Here is a 16389-nt window from a genome sequence, read left to right on the forward strand (position 1 = left end):
GGCGCGCCCGCGGCCCAGCCAGTCCGGCCGAGACGCGGTCTCGTCCCGCCACGGAGGTACCCGCCTTGCACATCGACCAGTGGATCGAGAGCGTCCCGCCGACCTCGGTGTACGCCCTCGTCGCCCTGATCATCGGCCTGGAGAGCCTGGGCATCCCGCTGCCCGGCGAGATCGCGCTCGTCTCGGCCTCGCTGCTGTCGGCCCGCGGCGTGGTCAGCCCCTGGTGGGTGGCGGCCTGCGCGATCGCCGGCGCGGTGATCGGCGACTCCATCGGGTACTCCATCGGCCGCCGCGGCGGCAAACCGCTGTTCGAGAAGCTCGGCCGGCGCTTCCCCAAGCACTTCGGGCCCGACCACCTCGCCACCGCCGAACGCTCCTTCCAGAAGTGGGGCATGTGGGCGGTCTTCTTCGGCCGGTTCATCGCCCTGCTGCGGATCTTCGCCGGCCCGCTCGCGGGCGCCCTGCGGATGCCCTACTGGAAGTTCCTGATCGCCAACGTGCTCGGCGGCATCGCCTGGGCCGGCGGCACCACCCTGCTGATCTACCAGGTCGGCAAGGTCGCCGAGCACTGGCTGAAGAGCTTCTCCTGGGCCGGCCTCGTGGTGGCCGCCCTCGCCGGCGCAGGCTCCGCCTGGCTGGTCAAGCGCAGGGCCGCCAAGGCCCGGGCCGAACACCCCGAGCAGTCCGGCGGCAAGAGCGTCCCCGAGGGCGCCACCGACACGCCCGCACCCGCCGTCCTGGCCGCCGGGAACCCGGCCACGGTGACCGCGGCCGCGGCCGAGCCCGCCGCCGACTGACCGTCAGCTCCGTCGGCTAGGCTCGGCACGCGTACACCGACGACGGACCGGGAGACGGCGTGAGCCAGCAGCAGTGGACAGCGGTCGACGACTACTTCACCGACGTCCTGATCGGCGACGACCCGGTGCTGGACGCGGCCCAGCAGGCCGCCGACAAGGCCGGACTGCCCCGGATCGCCGTCTCCGCACCCCAGGGCAAGCAGCTCCAGCTGCTCGCCGAGACGCTCGGCGCCCGCCGCATCCTGGAGGTCGGCACCCTCGGCGGCTACAGCGCCATCTGGATGGCCCGCGCCCTGCCCGCCGGCGGCCGGCTGGTCACCCTGGAGATCGACCCGGTGCACGCCGAGGTCGCCCGCGACAACCTCGCGAACGCCGGGTTCGCGGAGGTCGCCGAGGTCCGCCTCGGCCCCGCCGCGGACACCCTGCAGCAGCTCGCCGACGAGGGCACCGACCCCTTCGACCTGGTCTTCATCGACGCCGACAAGCCCGGCAACCCGGTCTACTTCGCCTGGGCGCTGCGCCTCACCCGGCCCGGCTCGCTGATCGTCGTCGACAACACCGTCCGGGGCGGCAAGGTCGCCGAGGCCGACTCCACCGACCCCGCCGTGGTCGGCGTCCGCCGCCTCCACGACGCGATCGCCGCCGAGCCGCGGGTCTCCGCAACCTCGATCCAGACCGTCGGCTCCAAGGGCTACGACGGCTTCACCCTGATCCGCGTCCGGGCCTGACAGAACCCGGCACGGCGAGCGACCCCACACCGAGAAAGCACAGGGAACACCATGCGGATAGGACTGCTCGGCACCGGTCCCTGGGCACGCGGCGTGCACGCACCCGCACTGGCCGGCCACCCCGGCGTCGAGTTCGCCGGCGTGTGGGGCCGCCGGCCCGAGGCCGCCGCCGAGATCGCCGCCGAGCACGGCGTCCCGGCCTACGAGGACGCCGACAAGCTGATCGCCGACGTCGACGCGGTCGCCGTCGCGCTCGCCCCGCAGGCCCAGGCCGAGCTGGCGCTGCGCGCCGCCGAGGCCGGCCGGCACCTGCTGCTGGACAAGCCCGTCGCGCTCACCGTGCCGCAGGCCCGACGGATCGCCGACACCGTCGCCGCCGGCCGGCTCGCCTCGGTGGTCTTCTTCACCCTCCGGTTCGGCGGCGAACGCGTCGGCTGGCTCGCCGAGCAGGCCGCCCGGGACGGCTGGTTCACCGCCCGCTGCGACTGGCTCGGCGCCGTCTTCACCACCGACAGCCCCTACGCCGCCTCACCCTGGCGGCGCGAGAAGGGCGCACTGTGGGACATCGGCCCGCACGCCCTGTCGCTGCTGCTGCCCGTCCTCGGCGACGCCGCCACCGTGACCGCGGCCGCCGGGCCCGCCGACACCGTGCACCTGGTGATCGGACACACCGGCGGCGCGTCCAGCAGCACGACGGTCAGCCTCACCGCACCCCCGCAGGCCGCCGGCGTGGCGCTCGAACTGCGCGGCGAGGCCGGCGTGCACCGCCTCCCCGAGGCGGGCGTCCCGCCCGTGGAGGCCTTCGGCCACGCCGTCGACGGACTGCTCGCCGCCGCGCGGAGCGGCACGCCGCACCCCTGCGACGCCGCCTTCGGCCTGCGCGTGGTCGAGATCCTCGCCGCAGCCGAACAGTCCCTCACCGAGCGCGCCACCGTCCCGCTGCAGCCCCTCCCCGTCACCCCGCAGCCCCCGACCACCGGGGCCTGACCTCGGGCGCTGCGTTGATGCACCATCAGGCTGCGCCCGGGAGCGCCCGCCCCCGGCCGCGCACGCCCACCCGCCGCCGGCGTACCACCCACCCACCCCGACGCCCTTTCCGTGCGCACACCCGCGCATGGCACGATGGCAGGGACCAGCCCGCCGCCGACCCCGGAGCAGCCCGTGCAGCCCGAACCCGCCTTCCGTGCCGCCGGACCGGCCGACGTACCCGCCGTCGTCGCCCTGGTCGAGTCCGCCTACCGCGGGGAGGCCAGCCGGGCCGGCTGGACCACCGAGGCCGACCTGCTCGACGGGCAGCGCACCGACGAGGCCGGCGTCGCCGAGGTCGTCGCCCGCCCCGGGTCCGTGGTGCTGCTCGCCGAGGCGGAGGGCGACCTGCTCGCCTGCTGCCACCTGGAACGCCGCAGCGCCGCCGCCTACTTCGGCATGTTCTCCGTCCGTCCGGCGATGCAGGGCGGCGGCATCGGCCGTGCCGTCCTCGAGCGCGCCGAGCGGCACGCCCGCGAGGAGTGGGGCATCGACCGGATGGAGATGACCGTCATCGAGCAGCGCGCCGACCTGATCGCCTGGTACGAGCGGCGCGGCTACGTGCGCACCGGCGAGTACGAGCCCTTCCCCTACGGCGACGAGCGCTTCGGCGTCCCGCTCCGCCCCGACCTGCGCTTCGAGCGCCTGGTGAAGGCGCTCTGACGCGGCCGCCGGGCGGACTCAGTCCGCCCGGACCTGCTTCTGCGACCACTCCAGGTAGCGGCCGGACTCCCGGGTCAGGCCGGCCAGGAACCACACCAGCACCGCGGTGTCGTCCGTCCAGCCGACGAACGGGATGATGTCCGGCACCGCGTCGATCGGGCTCAGCAGGTAGACCGCGCACAGCACGGCGAGCGCCGCCAGCTTGCCCGGCCCGACGCCCGGGTAGCGGCCGGTCAGCGCGTCGCGCACCAGCCGGGGCGTGGCCGCGACCCGGGCTCCCAGCCCCGGCGCGCCCGGCCGCTGGGTCTCCCGGTACAGGCCCCACGCCGACCGCGACACCGCGGCCCGGTCGATCCCCTGCAACCGCTTCGGAACGGGCTTGGCCACGGCGTCCTCCTCACTCTCCGGTGGGACGCGCCTGCCGCGCCCGCCGATCCACGGTACGGGACGCCGCCCGTTCCGCCGTAGGGTCTTCTTCCCCCGTGTCAGCCAGGACAACGGGGGAGTCCGGCCGGTTCCCGCGGCCCCTCCTCCCCCGGTGACCGCCGGGGCTCAGCCGCCGTAGAGGTTGCGGCAGATCCTGGCCCGTTCGGAGCCGGGTGCCCACTGGCCCTGGCGTTCCGCCTCGGCGCACACCTTGATCGTGGTGGGGTGTGGTACGACGGCCGTCGCCCGGGGACGGGTGCCCGGGCGGGGGTGGAGGGGTGAGCGGGCCGGGCCCGGTCGGGCCGTCCGGCTCGGGGCGGCGGCCGGGACGTCCTCGGCCGAGGGGGCCGCGCTCGGGTCGGCCGTGGGCGATGCGGCGGCCGTGTCGCCGGTGCCGTCGGGGGAGGGGCCGGCGGGCCTCCCGTTCCAGGGTGGGGCCGGCACGGACGCGGCCGGGGCGGCGGGCGGGGCCGCACTGGCCAGGACGCCGGTGAGCTCACCGGATCCGTCCGGGCCGCCGGGCCCGCAGGTGGCCAGCATCCCGCCGAGCAGGGCCGCCCCGCCCAGTACGGCCGCCGCGGCGCCGACCGCCCTCCGCGGCCGGCGCCGCGCCGGGACCGGGGGAGCGGGCGGCGGCTCCGGGGTCTCCCAGCCGTACGTCCACGGCGCCTTCCACTGTTCGTCCATCCCGGTCTCCCGTCCGCGCGGCGGGCCGCCCCGCGGGTCGCGGCGGGGCCCGCCGTGCCCAACGAGGCGGCCCGCCGGCGCGGAACGGCACCGGGCGGCGGACACGGTGGTGCGGTGCGGGTGCGCGCCCCCGGGCCCCGGACGATGCTGGGGGGCATGAACAGCAACAGCACCACCGAGCCCCTGGTCGAGGTCGCCGAGTTCCGCACCGACAGCCGCTACCGGCTGGTTCACTTCAAGGGCAGCGGCTGGAAGCCGCTCGCCCCCGAGGAGTTCGAGCCCGAGGTCAAGCACGCCTTCCCCGAGCTCGACCCGCACGACCCCGTCCTGGTGCACTGGGTCGACCGTCCGTGGGAGTGGCCCGCCTGGCACCCCGGCGAGGCCTGACCGACCGTCGGCGGGTCAGAGCGGACGGCCGAGCAGCCGCCCGGCCTCCGCCAGCACCCCCGACAGGTAGTCGGCGGCGGCTCCGCCGACCGCGAGCCCGGCGGCCTGCCCGGACCACAGGTTGACCAGATCCGACCTGCCCCGGGCGGCCGCCTCGGCGCGCAGCGGCAGCATCAGCGCGTTCTGCACCGGATAGGGCGGGACGGTCTCCTCGTGTGCGGCCATCTCGCGGACGAAGCGGTTGGCGATGCCGCGCGCCGTCCGGCCGGAGAACAGCCGGGTGAGCACGGTCGTCCGGGCCTCCGGCGAGAGCAGGGCGCGGCGGTGCACCTCGCTCGCCGCGGACTCGGTGCAGGCCAGGAAGCCGGTGCCGATCTGCACCGCGTCCGCACCGAGCAGCAGGGCGGCGGCCAGGCCCCGGCCGTCGGTGATCCCGCCCGCCGCCACCACCGGCACCCGGACCGCGTCCACCACCTGCGGTACCAGTGAGAAGGTGCCGACCAGCGACTCGCGCACCGGCGCCAGGAAGGCGCCGCGGTGCCCGCCGGCGTCGCTGCCGGAGGCGACCACCACGTCGGCACCGGCCCGCTCCAGCGCCTCGGCCTCGGCGACGGTGGTCGCGGTGCCGATCAGCGGGATGCCGCGGCGCCGTGCCCCGGCCACCAGCCGCTCCGGCGGCAGGCCCATCACCAGGCTGATCACCGGCGGAGCCGCCTCCAGCAGGGCGTCGACCTGCTCGTCGAAGTCCGGCCGGCGCAGCTCGGTGGACGGGTCGGGCAGCCCCAGTTCGGCGTAGTACGGGTGCAGCCGCTCGACGTCCTCGGCGGTGGCGCGGGTCTCGCCCTCGCCCGGCTGCGGCACCCAGAGGTTGACCGCGAACGGCCGGGAGGTCGCGGCGCGGAGGTCCTTCACCAGCTGCGTCAGCGCGTCCGGCTGCAGGTGGTGGGCCCCGAACGAGCCGAGTCCGCCGGCCTCCGAGACGGCGGCGGCCAGGGCCACCGACGACGACCCTCCGCCGAACGGGCCCTGCACCACCGGGTGCTCCAGGCCCACCAGCTCGCAGAACCGGCCCACGGCGCGTGTGTTCATGACGATGCGCTCCCTCGCTGTCGACGTTCCCGTCATGCTAGACGACCGGTCAACTATTGGTGGTGACCGCCCCGGACCCGGCCGTGTCGGAGGCGGGCCCTACCGTGTCCGTCCATGGGACTCTCGATCACCGTCGGCCTGCTCGACGACCTCGACCGCCACGACCCGGAGGGCGCCGCCCACCACGCCCGTGAACTCGCCGTGCTCGCCGACGCGCTGCAGGCCAAGGGCGTCGACTGGCAGGAGCCCGCGCCCGCGGGCACCGGTCGCGCCGCCCACAGCGGCGGCTTCCCCTACGGGTACCTGCACCACCTGCGGCGGGCGTTCGTGCTGCGCCGCCGCGGTGCCGTCACCCCCGCCGCGAGCACCGACCCCGAGCAGTACGACTGCGACCGCGGCGAGGTCGAGGAGGAGGCGCTGATGTTCTCCTCGCACCTGCTCTGCCACTCGGACTGCGCCGGCTACTACGTGCCCGCCGACTTCGACGATCCGGTGTTCCTGCCGGAGGAGGCCGCGGTCGCGGGCGGCGGGATGGTCGGTTCCACCGGGCAGCTGCTCGCCGAACTCCGGCGCCTGGCACCGGCGATCGGCATCTGCCCCGAGGCCGCCGACGCCGCCGCGGACACCGGCGCCGCCGGGACGGCCGGCGGTCCGTACGAGGCGGAGCAGTTCGCCTGGTACGTGCTGCACGGTGCCTGCCGGCAGAGCCTGGCCACGGGACGGGCGATCGTCTTCCACTGAGGCCCGCCCGTCGCCGCGCCCGCCGGCCCACCCGCCCGTTCGCGGGCCGTGGCGGTCGGTGGCGGCCGTCGGAGTGACACTCCGTCGAGTCGTGACGGAGTGTCGTCAATGTCCTGCCTAGCGTGACGGGCATGACTGCAGATCGTTCCCTCGCCGCCCCGGACGGGCCGGGCCTCGCCGGGGCGCCCCGGCGAGGGGGGCTCGCGGCGCTCTTCGTCCTGGTCCTGGCCCTGCTCACCGTCGCCGCGGCCATCACACCGGCCGCGGCCGCGCGCCGAGTCGGCGGCACCGTGTCCGTGCAGTTCGAGAACAAGAGCGACCGCGACCTGACGGGCTTCGCCGTCAACGTGCCCGAGGGGTGCCTCATCCCCTTCGCACCGGCGACGATCCCCGCCGGGACCACCGCCACCTGGTCGGTGGGGCCGTGCAACTCCGCGTACGGAACCAGGGGGACGGTCGACTACACCGTGCAGGGGGAGAACGGCGCGACCACCCGGATCGGCTGGGACGTGCCCTTCACCGGGGCCAACGCCTACACCGAGTCGGCGCCCACCGGCTACGTGATCGGCCGCACCGGCGGCACCGATCCGCAGACCCCCGTCCGCTGGACCTTCGACTGCAACTCCAAGACCTGCGACGGCATCCCGGACGCGTGGAAGCTGAACGGCGTCACCCTCGACCCGGGCGACGGCAGCGGCGCCAAGTTCATCGACCTCAAGGCGATGGGCGCCGACGTCAACCGGCCCGACGTCTTCGTCCAGCTGGACTGGATGGCCGGCACCGCGCACAGCCACGCGATCGACCCCGCCGCGATCAAGAAGGTCGTGGACGCCTTCAAGAACGCGCCGTACAACAAGCGGGGGCAGACCGGCACCGGCATCAACCTGCACATCGACGCCGGGCCCACCAGCATCATGAACTTCACCACCAACACCACCTGGGGCACCCTCAGCCGGGCCAGGCAGCTCACCGAGACGGCCAACCTCGGCACCGCCGTCAACGGCCTCTACCAGTGGGACGCCTTCACCACGCTGAAGAACGCCACGGGCGGCTTCCGCAGCACCGCGCGGGGGCCGATCTTCCACTACGCGATCTCCGCCCACAACCTGGAGTCCGGCTCCTCCTCCAGCGGGATCTCGGCCGGCACGCCCGGCAGCGACCTCATCGTCAGCCTGGGCAGCTTCACCGACAACGTCGGCACCGTCGACGAGCAGGCCGGCACGCTGATGCACGAGCTCGGCCACAACCTCGGCCTGCGGCACAGCGGCGACTCCGACGTCCCGAACCACGAGCCGCAGTACTTCAGCGTGATGAACTACAGCTACCAGTTCGGCCTGACCGTGGGGACGACCAAGGGCTTCGTCGACTTCTCGCGGCAGGACCTGTCGCTGAACGAGACCGCCCTGGACGAGCGGGTCTACCCGCCGACCAGCCCGCTCTACGACGTCAGCCACTTCTGCCCCGGCATCGACGGGACGGTCGGCAAGTTCGTCACCGTCCAGTCGAGCAAGGCCACCGTCGACTGGAACTGCGACGGCCGGATCTCCGACACCGAGGTCGCCGTCGACGTCAACGGCGACGGCAGCCGGACCGCGCTCGCCGGGCACGACGACTGGAACGCCCTCGTCCTGCGCGGCGGCGCGGTCGGGCACTCCGGCGCAGAGTCCGCCGGCGTCCCGGCGCCCACCGTCGAGAACGAGGCGACGCCCCAGGACGAGGCGATGGACCTCCCCGTGGACGTCACCCCGCCGGTCACCACCGCCCGGACGAGCGCGCACCCGCACAAGGACGGCGGCCACCAGGGCGAGGGCGGCCACAAGGGCGAGGTGCGGGTCGTCCTCACCGCCACCGACGACCTCTCCGGCGTCGCCATGACCGAGTACAACCTCGACAGCAGGGGCTGGCAGACCTACACCGGCCCGATCGTGGTGACCGGCGAGGGCAAGCACCGGCTGCTCTACCGGTCCGTCGACCACGCGCAGAACCAGGAGACGGACGAGTACCTCGTCCTGCGGGTCGACCGGAACTCCGGGTGGCACCAGGAACCGACCGCCGAACACTGAGCGCACGTACGGACGCCCCGGACCGGGACCTCCCGGTCCGGGGCACCGGCATGCCGCGGGCGGAGTAGTTGACCGACCGTATACTCGCCGCATGGGACGGAGCAGCACGGCACAGGAACGACTGCTCGACGCCGCCGGCGACCTGCTGCACACCCGCGGCTACTCGGCCGTCGGCGTCGCCGAGATCTGCGCCCGGGCCGAGGTCAAGAAGGGCAGCTTCTACCACTTCTTCGCCTCCAAGCAGACGCTGACCCTCGCCGCCGTCGACGCGCACTGGACGCAGCAGCGGCAGGTCTGGCAGACCCTGCTGGGCACCCCCGGACGGCCTCCGCTGGAACGCCTGCGGCACCTGCTGGACGCCCAGGCGGCGGCGCAGCGGGCCGACAAGGCCGGCGGCGGCAGCGTCCGCGGCTGCCTGCTCGGCAACCTCGCCCTCGAACTCAGCGGCCGCGAGCCGGAGATCCAGACCCGGCTCGCCGAGATCTTCGACGAGCAGGCAGCCCTGGTACAGGGCGTCCTCGCCGAAGCGGCCGCCACCGCGCCGGTCGCCGCCGACACCGGGACGGCCCGCGCGGTCGTGGCCCAGCTGGAGGGCGCGGTGCTGTTCGCCAAGCTCGCCGACGACCCGGCCCGGCTCGACGGCCTCTGGCCCGCCGTGCAGCGCCTCGTCCGGTCCGACTGAGCGCGGCCCCGCCGGCTCCGGCTGGGCGGCGCCCCTCCGGCTTCCGCCCGGACACGCCGTGCGAGGTCCGGCCGGGGCCGTAGGCTCGACCGATGGGGACCCGGCAGGTGGACGCATCGCAGTGGCAGCAGGCCTGGACGGACGGCGGACGACGCGCCGTCCACATCGGCGACGTCGCCGACTTCAACGCCCAGTTCGTCCCGCAGAGCCCGGCCGCCCGCCGACAGGCCCACCACTACTCCTGCCTCGCCGCCTTCTACACCCCCGACCCGGCCGCGCTGTTGCTGCCCGGCGAACCCGACGCGGAGTGGACGGCCTGGCTGGCACGGGAGTTGGCCTGGGGTCCGGTCGAGCTGCACACCGGACTCGCAGACGAGCACGGCACCGTCCGCGGCACGCTCGCCGCCCGCCCGGCCCTGCGTGAGGGCGTCGAGCGGCTCGGTCTGCCCGTCCGCCCCTGGGGCCGCACCGCCGGGCCGGGCCTGGAGGCCGTCCACCACTACGAGTCCAAGGCCGCCTCGCACGAGCTCTTCGCCCGCACCGCGGCCGGGCACCCGGGCGTCCTGGTGCCCCGTCAGCGACCGGCCCGCTCGGCCCGGCGGGCCGCCCGGCTGCTCGCCGCCCTGGCCCGCCGCGGCGAGACCGCCGTCCTCAAGGCCCACCACGGCGTCGGCGGGTACGGCACCGCCGTCGTCACCCCGCGGGAGACCGCTGCGGCAGGCGGCGCCCGGGCGCTGCTGCGCGGCCTCGCCGCCGAGGGCGTCCTGCCGCCCGGCGGCGGACTGCTGGTGGAGGAGTACGTCCCCGGGCGGGGCCGGCTGCGGAACCTCACCTTCGACGCGGTGATCGCCGACGACGGCACCGTGCACCCGGTCGGCACCGCCGTGATGCACGTCGACGGCACCAGCTACCGGGGCGCCACCGCAGGCCCCGGCGCGGTGCCGCCGCGGGCGGCCGCCACCGCGGAGGCGTTCGGCCTCGCCGTCGGCGCCGAACTCGCCCGGGCGGGCCACCGCGGCTGGTACGACGTCGACTTCGTCACCGACCCGGCCGGTCGGCTCGCCCCGACCGAGGCCAACCTGCGGCTCACCGGCCCCGCCGTCGCCTTCGTGCTCGCGGCCCGCCTCGACGCGGTGCACGGCCCGGGCCACCGGGTCCGCACCCTGGACATGCTGCCGCTCGGCGCCCGGCTGCCGCAGCAGGCGCTGCTCGCGCACCTGGCCCAACTCGCCGAGCGCTGCGAGCGGTTCGGTGTGCGCCTGCTGCCGACGATCCCCACCGCGAGCTGGGAGGAACTGCCGACCGCGGGGGTGGCCCTGGCCGCCCGTGCCCCCGACACGGTGACGGCCCTGGACGCACTGGACGCGGCGGAGGCGGTCGCCCGGGCGGCCTGCGAGGCCCTCGCCGACCCCTTCGACGCCGTCGCCCCCGGCGTGCCCGGCGTCAGCGCCCGTTCTCCGAGGGGCCGCGCCGCCCGGTGACCGTCCGCGCGGCCGCCGACCCCTGCGAGAGCATGAACGATCCCACGATCGCCGCGGCGACGATCAGCGTGACGTTGAACGTGTAGACCATGAACGCCTGCCGTCCCCAGTCGGTCGGGTTCGTCAGCCGGTACATGTTGTCCTGCGGCCACCAGGCGGCGAGCAGCCAGACGATCGCGAGATGGGTGAACCGGGTGAGCACCGGCCCCCGGCCGAGCCGCGCGACCGCGGGGCGCCCGAAGAGGAGGAACGCCGTTCCCAGGGCGAAGCCCAGCCACTCCGCCCCGTACAGCACCGAGAACGCGAGGGTGTAGCTCCCGGGCACCGCCGAGAGGTCGGTGGAGCCCGGCCAGAGAGTGGAGGTGAGGGACGCACTGCCGAAGAAGGCGAAGACCACGACCAGCACGACCAGGCACCCCCGGGTGAAACCGTCCGCCTCGACCCGGCCGCCACCGCCCTTGACGGAGCCCGAGGTCTTGCCCGAGCTCTTGCCCGCGCCGTCGGCGTGGCCGCGCGGCGCGGGCAGCGGCAGCGCCGCTCGGTCCAGCTTCCCGGCGCGGGTGCGCGGCAGCGCCGGGACGGGGACGACGGCCTCCGGCACGAGCTGCTTCGGCAGCCGCTCGGCGAGGTACTCCCGGACGGCGGAGGCCTCCGGCCGGGTGCCCTCCGCCGCGACCACGTAGGCCACCAACGGTCGCTTCGCGGAACCCTGTTCGGGACCGAGGGCGGTCACCGCGCACTCCCGCACCTCCGGGTGGCCGCGCAGCACCGCCTCCGCCTCGGCCGCGTTCGCGGTGCCCGCCCCGGAGTCCCGGCCGATGTACTCCAGCAGCCCGTCGGCGCGCCGCCGCGCCAGATCGCCGGTGCGGTACGCGCGGTCGTCGATCCCGGGCAGGAAGGCGAAGCGGGACCCGGTCAGGTCGGGCAGGCGCGGGTAGCCGCGGCCGACGCCCGGCCCGGTGAGGCAGATCTCGCCGATGTCGCCGTCCGGGACGGGCCGGTCGTCCGGGCCGATCAGGTGCACGCCGTTGCCGGGGAACGGCCGGCCGATCAGGGAGATCCGCTCGGGCTGCTCCACGTCCCCGCCGAGGTCCGCCGGATCGAAGTACGTGCTGTCGACGCCCGCCTCGGCGACGCCGTACACGTTGATCACCCGGACACCGGGGCCGAGGTAGCGTTGCATCCTCAACTGCTCGTCCAGGTACCACTTCTCGGCGCCCACCGTGAGCAGCCGCAGCGCCCCGAGCTCCAGGCCGCGCGGCTGCAGGTGGTCGAGCAGGCGGCGCGCGGTGTGGACGTTGGTCTCCATCACGGTGATCCGCTCGTCGACCACCAGCCGGTGCAGCTCGGAGAGTTCCGCGGTGCGGTCGAGCGTGAAGTTGCGCTTGGCCATCACCAGGGTGCCGCCGGTGCACAGGGCACGGATCCAGTCCGCGGTGAAGACGTCGAACTCCAGGGTGGCGGTCTGCAGGAAGCGGTCCGCCGGGGTCAGCCCGTACACCTCGCACCAACCCCGGTGCGAGTGCAGCAGATTGCGGTGCTCGACCAGGGCGCCCTTGGGCAGCCCGGTGGAGCCGGAGGTGTAGAAGACGCAGGCCGGGTCGCCGGACGTCAGCCCGACGGCGAGCGGCCCGTCGTCCTCGGCGGCGACCGCGGCCGCCGAGGTGTCCAGGCAGAGCAGCGCACCCTCGCCGGAGTCGGCCAGCCGGACCCGGTGCACCTCCTCGGTCACCACCACGGCCGGAGCCGCGTCCGCCAGCACGTGCCGGATCGTCCGGTCCGGTCCGGTCGGCTCCAACGGCACGTACGCGGCACCGGTCTTGAGCACCGCCAGCAGTGCCGTGATCAGTTCGGTGCTGCGGCCGAGCGCGACCGCGGCGCAGCCGCCCGGGCCGAGCCCGAGGCCGGCCAGGTGCCGGGCCAGCCGGTTCGCCCGCCGGTCCAACTCCCCGTAGGTGAGCCGGACCTCGCCGCAGACCACGGCCGATGCGTCCGGTGCGCGCACCGCCTGCTCCTCGAACAGGCCGTGCACGGTCTGCGCCTCCCCCTGCATGGTCCAACCCCTCCCTCGTCGGCGGTACCGCCCTGAGCCTGCCCGCCCCCACTGACAGTGTGCAGCCAGTACGCCAGGGTGACCGGCCGGGAGCGCCGGGTAGTTGCGGGTCCGTCACCGGATCGGGACGTGCCGCGGACCTGCGTCGGCTACCGGTGGGTGCCGACGGGCTACCGATGGGTGACCGATGCGGCGCCAACTCCCGCCGCCTACGGTGGAGTCCACCGGCAGCCGTCACCGGCGGACCGGACACCGCACCCGAGGGGGACCACCATGACCGCCTACGCCATCGCCCGGATGCGCGCCATCGACTTCGGCCCGGACATCGTCCAGTACCTGCGCCGGATCGACGCCACCCTGGAGCCCTACGGCGGCCGCTTCGTCGTCCACGGCGGCGCCTACCGGGTGCTGGAGGGGGAGTGGTCGGGCGACACCATCGTCATCGCCTTCCCGGACGGCGAGCGCGCCCACGCCTGGTACGACTCACCCGTCTACCGGGAGATCATCGCCCTGCGCACCGACCACTCCACCGCCGACCTGATCATCGTCGAGGGGGTGGGGGAGGGCTACCGCGGTGAGGACGCGCTGGCCAAGCTGCTGCCCGCCCACGAGGGCGACGGAGGAGCCTGACCGGCCGTCCGGTCGAAGCGGACTGACTGTCCATCAGATCTTGGCGGTGGCGTGCGCGCGCGGTGCGCACGCCCGCCGCGAAGAATTAACCTCCTCGGTCTACTCGCGTAAACCCTGGGAGCAGCAAGCTTGTTGAGCGCCCGGAACCAGTCCGTCCGGGTGCTCTTCGCGCTTCCCCCATCCCTGGAGTCACGCATGCGCTCGATACGCCCGCTGCGCCGCACCGCCGCCGCGCTCGGCGCCGCCGCCCTCGCCGCCACCGCGCTGATGACCAGTGCCGGCACCGCCGAGGCCGCACTGCCCACCCCCGTCTCCACCAGCACCGCGAAGACCTACCTGGCGAGCCTCACGGTGGCCGCCGAGTCCCACGAGTCCACCTACGACCGCACCCTCTTCCCCCACTGGATCACCATCTCCGGCACCTGCAACACCCGTGAGACCGTGCTGAAGAGGGACGGCGTCGGCGTCACCACCGACTCCGCCTGCGCCGCCACCGCCGGCACCTGGACCTCCGCCTACGACAACGTGGTGACCACCAGCGCGTCCACCTTCGACATCGACCACCTGGTGCCGCTCGCCGAGGCCTGGCGCTCCGGCGCCTGGGCCTGGACGACCGCCCAGCGCCAGAACCTCGCCAACGACCTCACCCGCCCGCAGCTGATCGCCGTCTCCGCGAGCTCCAACCGTTCCAAGGGCGACCAGGACCCGTCGACCTGGCTGCCGCAGGCCTCCTACCGCTGCACCTACGTCCGCGCCTGGGTGCAGGTGAAGTACTACTACGGCCTGTCCGTCGACAGCGCCGAGAAGTCCGCCCTCACCTCGGTGCTCAACGGCTGCTGAGCCGTCCCCGTCCGCTCCGTGCCCGGAGAGGGCGGACGCCCGGACGCTCCCTCGGGGTGGGAGCGCCCGGGCGTCCGGACGTAGCCGTGGCCTCAGGCCGGCAGCTGCGCCTCGATCGCGGCGACCAGCTCGTCCGCCTCGGGCTCGGTGCGCGGACGGAACCGGCCGACCACCGTGCCGTCCGCGGACAGCAGGAACTTCTCGAAGTTCCACTGCACGTCGCCGGCCGTGCCCTCGGCGTCCGCCACCTCGGTCAGCCGGGCGAACAGCGGGTGCCGCTCCTCGCCGTTCACGTCGATCTTCTCGAACAGGGGGAAGGACACCCCGTAGGTGGTCGAGCAGAAGGTCTGGATCTCCTCGGCGCTGCCCGGCTCCTGCCCCAGGAACTGGTTGCACGGGAAGCCGAGCACCGTGAAGCCGCGGTCGGCGTAGCGCTGCTGCAGCCGCTCCAGCCCGGCGTACTGCGGGGTCAGACCGCACTTCGAGGCGACGTTGACCAGCAGCAGCGCCTTGCCCTTGTGGTCGGCGAGCGAGGTCGGCTCACCGGCGAGGGTGCGCAGGGGGATGTCGTACAGGCTCAACGGAGGGTCCCTTCGGGGCGTTGTCGTGCGGCTTGTCGTGCGGCTTCGGCACGAGGCTTCGGCACGCGGCGCACGGGATGCGTCACAGGGCACAACCCGGCGCGGACCCGATCTGTTCCCGCACCCACCGGCGCGCCGCCGCGGCGACGCGCCCCCGCCACCCGGACGGCGGAGGGTGCTCGGCCGGTCGCCCTACGTGTGCTGTGCTGACCGCCATGACCAACCCCGACGGCGTCGCCCACTACGAGGACCTGCGGGCCCTCTTCGTGAACTGCACCCTCAAGCGCTCCCCGGAGCGCAGCCACACCCAGGGCCTGATCGACATCAGCCGCGGGATCATGGAACGGCAGGGCGTCACCACCGAACTGCCGCGCGCCGTCGACCACGACATCGCCACCGGCGTCTGGCCCGACATGACCGAGCACGGCTGGGAGACCGACCAGTGGCCGGTGATCTACTCCCAGGTGATGTCCGCCGACATCCTGGTGCTGTGCGGCCCGGTCTGAGTCGGGGATACACCTCATGAGTGGGTGACTGGCCGGGGTCTTCGGCCGCCGCCCTCATACCGGTGGTGCTGCACGGTCTTGCGCTCTCCCGGTGCCTTGGACGGTACCCGGCGTTTTCGGCCGGACCAACCGAGTCTGCGGGAGCAGAGCCCATGCTGGCGAGTCGGACGACTCATAGCTGTCTCTTGCAGCTCACACCTGTTCATTGATTCAGCGCTTCAGCGAATCGCAGCACCGTCATGCGACCTGTGAACCTGACCTGGAGGAACACTTCGATGACCGACACCGCCGCGTCCTACGGTGACTTGCGTGCCCTGGTGATCAACTGCACGCTCAAGCGCTCCCCGGAGCGCAGCCACACACAGGGCCTGATCGATATCAGTACCGGGATCATGGAGCGCCAGGGCGTCGAGGTTGAGGTGCTGCGGGCGGTGGACATCGACATCGCGACCGGCGTGTGGCCGGACATGACCGAGCACGGGTGGGAGACGGACGAGTGGCCGGTCATCTACTCGAAGGTGATGTCCGCGGACATCCTTACCTTGGCTGGGCCTGTGTGGCTGGGGGACAACTCCTCGGTGATGAAGCAGGTGGTCGAGCGGCTCTACGCGTGCTCGTCGCTGCTGAACGAGCGGGGCCAGTACGCCTACTACGGCCGGGTCGGCGGCTGTCTGATCACCGGGAACGAGGACGGCGCGAAGCACTGCGCGATGAACGTCCTCTACAGCCTGCAGCACCTCGGCTACGTGATCCCGCCGCAGGCGGACGCGGGTTGGGTGGGCCCGGCCGGTCCCGGCCCGTCGTATCTGGACGAGGGATCGGGCGGCCCGGAGAACGACTTCACCAACCGGAACACCACGTTCATGACGTGGAACCTGCTGCACCTGGCCCGGATGCTCAAGGACGCCGGCGGCATCCCGGCGCATGGCAACCAGCGCTCGGAGTGGGACGCGGGCTGCCGCTTCGACTTCGAGAACCCCGAACACCGCTGAGATCAGCGGAGCCCGGG

General features: G+C 74.0%; 17 protein-coding genes and 1 pseudogene. 13 read left to right on the forward strand and 5 right to left on the reverse strand.

Translation table 11 applies throughout. The features are described 5' to 3' along the window. The first annotated feature begins 65 nt into the window (after positions 1-65). The 4 genes from AB0442_RS03130 to AB0442_RS03145 all read left to right on the forward strand — a co-directional run bounded on the left by AB0442_RS03130 (position 66) and on the right by AB0442_RS03145 (position 3214). Positions 66-797 (forward strand): DedA family protein, encoded by a 732-nt coding sequence (locus AB0442_RS03130; RefSeq protein ID WP_366160245.1) that lies wholly within the window; start codon positions 66-68, stop codon positions 795-797. Between the two features lie 59 nt (positions 798-856). Then, entirely contained in the window at positions 857-1525 is a 669-nt protein-coding gene (locus tag AB0442_RS03135; RefSeq protein WP_366160246.1) for an O-methyltransferase, read from the forward strand. A 51-nt stretch (positions 1526-1576) separates the two neighbouring features. Beyond that, positions 1577-2512, forward strand: coding sequence for a Gfo/Idh/MocA family oxidoreductase (locus AB0442_RS03140; protein WP_366160247.1), 936 nt, complete (start codon positions 1577-1579; stop codon positions 2510-2512). A 135-nt stretch (positions 2513-2647) separates the two neighbouring features. Continuing rightward, positions 2648-3214: a GNAT family N-acetyltransferase gene (locus AB0442_RS03145; RefSeq protein WP_344627515.1), complete on the forward strand. Its 567-nt coding sequence runs from the start codon at positions 2648-2650 to the stop codon at positions 3212-3214. 18 nt (positions 3215-3232) lie between these two features. Here AB0442_RS03145 and AB0442_RS03150 read toward each other — a convergent pair whose 3' ends face one another. Both AB0442_RS03150 and AB0442_RS03155 read right to left on the reverse strand, forming a co-directional pair. Further along, positions 3233-3601 (reverse strand): YkvA family protein, encoded by a 369-nt coding sequence (locus tag AB0442_RS03150; protein ID WP_344627514.1) that lies wholly within the window; start codon positions 3599-3601, stop codon positions 3233-3235. 165 nt (positions 3602-3766) lie between these two features. Then, on the reverse strand, positions 3767-4327 hold the full coding sequence (locus tag AB0442_RS03155; RefSeq protein ID WP_366160249.1) for a hypothetical protein: 561 nt from the start codon (positions 4325-4327) through the stop codon (positions 3767-3769). A 156-nt stretch (positions 4328-4483) separates the two neighbouring features. Between AB0442_RS03155 and AB0442_RS03160 the strand changes: the two genes are divergently transcribed. Continuing rightward, positions 4484-4714 (forward strand): hypothetical protein, encoded by a 231-nt coding sequence (locus tag AB0442_RS03160; protein ID WP_030273247.1) that lies wholly within the window; start codon positions 4484-4486, stop codon positions 4712-4714. A gap of 15 nt (positions 4715-4729) precedes the next feature. On the opposite strand, the gene AB0442_RS03165 is transcribed toward AB0442_RS03160, so the two are convergent. After that, a complete protein-coding gene (locus AB0442_RS03165; RefSeq protein ID WP_366160250.1) occupies positions 4730-5803 on the reverse strand; it encodes a nitronate monooxygenase in 1074 nt (357 codons plus the stop codon). A 114-nt stretch (positions 5804-5917) separates the two neighbouring features. On the opposite strand from AB0442_RS03165, the gene AB0442_RS03170 reads away from it, so the two are divergent. From AB0442_RS03170 to AB0442_RS03185, 4 genes are all read left to right on the forward strand, one after another. Next, the gene (locus AB0442_RS03170; protein ID WP_366160252.1) at positions 5918-6544 is read left to right on the forward strand and encodes a hypothetical protein; all 627 of its coding nucleotides are present in this window, start codon (positions 5918-5920) and stop codon (positions 6542-6544) included. A gap of 131 nt (positions 6545-6675) precedes the next feature. Beyond that, positions 6676-8607: a hypothetical protein gene (locus AB0442_RS03175; protein WP_366160253.1), complete on the forward strand. Its 1932-nt coding sequence runs from the start codon at positions 6676-6678 to the stop codon at positions 8605-8607. Between the two features lie 91 nt (positions 8608-8698). Further along, positions 8699-9289 (forward strand): TetR/AcrR family transcriptional regulator, encoded by a 591-nt coding sequence (locus tag AB0442_RS03180; RefSeq protein ID WP_366160255.1) that lies wholly within the window; start codon positions 8699-8701, stop codon positions 9287-9289. 92 nt (positions 9290-9381) lie between these two features. Then, positions 9382-10770 (forward strand): hypothetical protein, encoded by a 1389-nt coding sequence (locus tag AB0442_RS03185; RefSeq protein ID WP_366160257.1) that lies wholly within the window; start codon positions 9382-9384, stop codon positions 10768-10770. Here the strand turns inward: AB0442_RS03185 and AB0442_RS03190 are convergent. Next, positions 10733-12823: an amino acid adenylation domain-containing protein gene (locus AB0442_RS03190; RefSeq protein ID WP_366160259.1), complete on the reverse strand. Its 2091-nt coding sequence runs from the start codon at positions 12821-12823 to the stop codon at positions 10733-10735. The two genes, AB0442_RS03185 and AB0442_RS03190, sit on opposite strands and share 38 nt — an antisense overlap. A gap of 273 nt (positions 12824-13096) precedes the next feature. On the opposite strand from AB0442_RS03190, the gene AB0442_RS03195 reads away from it, so the two are divergent. Together AB0442_RS03195 and AB0442_RS03200 are read left to right on the forward strand one after the other, a co-directional pair. Beyond that, positions 13097-13453, forward strand: coding sequence for a DUF1330 domain-containing protein (locus AB0442_RS03195; RefSeq protein WP_366160260.1), 357 nt, complete (start codon positions 13097-13099; stop codon positions 13451-13453). Positions 13454-13648: 195 nt separating this feature from the next. Next, positions 13649-14293, forward strand: a complete 645-nt coding sequence (locus AB0442_RS03200; RefSeq protein ID WP_366160262.1) for an HNH endonuclease family protein — start codon at positions 13649-13651, stop codon at positions 14291-14293. A gap of 92 nt (positions 14294-14385) precedes the next feature. Here the strand turns inward: AB0442_RS03200 and AB0442_RS03205 are convergent, their stop codons facing one another. Beyond that, positions 14386-14874 (reverse strand): glutathione peroxidase, encoded by a 489-nt coding sequence (locus AB0442_RS03205; RefSeq protein WP_344623375.1) that lies wholly within the window; start codon positions 14872-14874, stop codon positions 14386-14388. A gap of 215 nt (positions 14875-15089) precedes the next feature. Here AB0442_RS03205 and AB0442_RS03210 point away from each other — a divergent pair. Both AB0442_RS03210 and AB0442_RS03215 read left to right on the forward strand, forming a co-directional pair. Next, positions 15090-15377, forward strand: a pseudogene (locus AB0442_RS03210) (flavodoxin family protein); the annotation flags it as partial. A gap of 278 nt (positions 15378-15655) precedes the next feature. Next, complete coding sequence (locus AB0442_RS03215) at positions 15656-16372, forward strand: flavodoxin family protein (RefSeq protein WP_366160263.1); 717 nt, start codon at positions 15656-15658, stop codon at positions 16370-16372. The last annotated feature ends 17 nt before the right edge of the window (positions 16373-16389 follow it).

This window comes from Kitasatospora sp. NPDC085895, from assembly GCF_040702125.1.
Taxonomy (GTDB): Bacteria; Actinomycetota; Actinomycetes; order Streptomycetales; family Streptomycetaceae; genus Kitasatospora; species Kitasatospora arboriphila.

What these genes read in the sequence shown, in the direction of transcription:
- AB0442_RS03140 (WP_366160247.1), top strand. Translation starts at nt 1,577, where the DNA reads ATGCGGATAGGACTGCTCGGCACCGGTCCCTGGGCACGCGGCGTGCAC.
- AB0442_RS03145 (WP_344627515.1), top strand. Translation starts at nt 2,648, where the DNA reads ATGGCAGGGACCAGCCCGCCGCCGACCCCGGAGCAGCCCGTGCAGCCC.
- AB0442_RS03155 (WP_366160249.1), bottom strand. Translation starts at nt 4,327, where the DNA reads ATGGACGAACAGTGGAAGGCGCCGTGGACGTACGGCTGGGAGACCCCG.
- AB0442_RS03160 (WP_030273247.1), top strand. Translation starts at nt 4,484, where the DNA reads ATGAACAGCAACAGCACCACCGAGCCCCTGGTCGAGGTCGCCGAGTTC.
- AB0442_RS03165 (WP_366160250.1), bottom strand. Translation starts at nt 5,803, where the DNA reads ATGAACACACGCGCCGTGGGCCGGTTCTGCGAGCTGGTGGGCCTGGAG.
- AB0442_RS03170 (WP_366160252.1), top strand. Translation starts at nt 5,918, where the DNA reads ATGGGACTCTCGATCACCGTCGGCCTGCTCGACGACCTCGACCGCCAC.
- AB0442_RS03175 (WP_366160253.1), top strand. Translation starts at nt 6,676, where the DNA reads ATGACTGCAGATCGTTCCCTCGCCGCCCCGGACGGGCCGGGCCTCGCC.
- AB0442_RS03180 (WP_366160255.1), top strand. Translation starts at nt 8,699, where the DNA reads ATGGGACGGAGCAGCACGGCACAGGAACGACTGCTCGACGCCGCCGGC.
- AB0442_RS03185 (WP_366160257.1), top strand. Translation starts at nt 9,382, where the DNA reads ATGGGGACCCGGCAGGTGGACGCATCGCAGTGGCAGCAGGCCTGGACG.
- AB0442_RS03190 (WP_366160259.1), bottom strand. Translation starts at nt 12,823, where the DNA reads ATGCAGGGGGAGGCGCAGACCGTGCACGGCCTGTTCGAGGAGCAGGCG.
- AB0442_RS03195 (WP_366160260.1), top strand. Translation starts at nt 13,097, where the DNA reads ATGACCGCCTACGCCATCGCCCGGATGCGCGCCATCGACTTCGGCCCG.
- AB0442_RS03200 (WP_366160262.1), top strand. Translation starts at nt 13,649, where the DNA reads ATGCGCTCGATACGCCCGCTGCGCCGCACCGCCGCCGCGCTCGGCGCC.
- AB0442_RS03215 (WP_366160263.1), top strand. Translation starts at nt 15,656, where the DNA reads ATGACCGACACCGCCGCGTCCTACGGTGACTTGCGTGCCCTGGTGATC.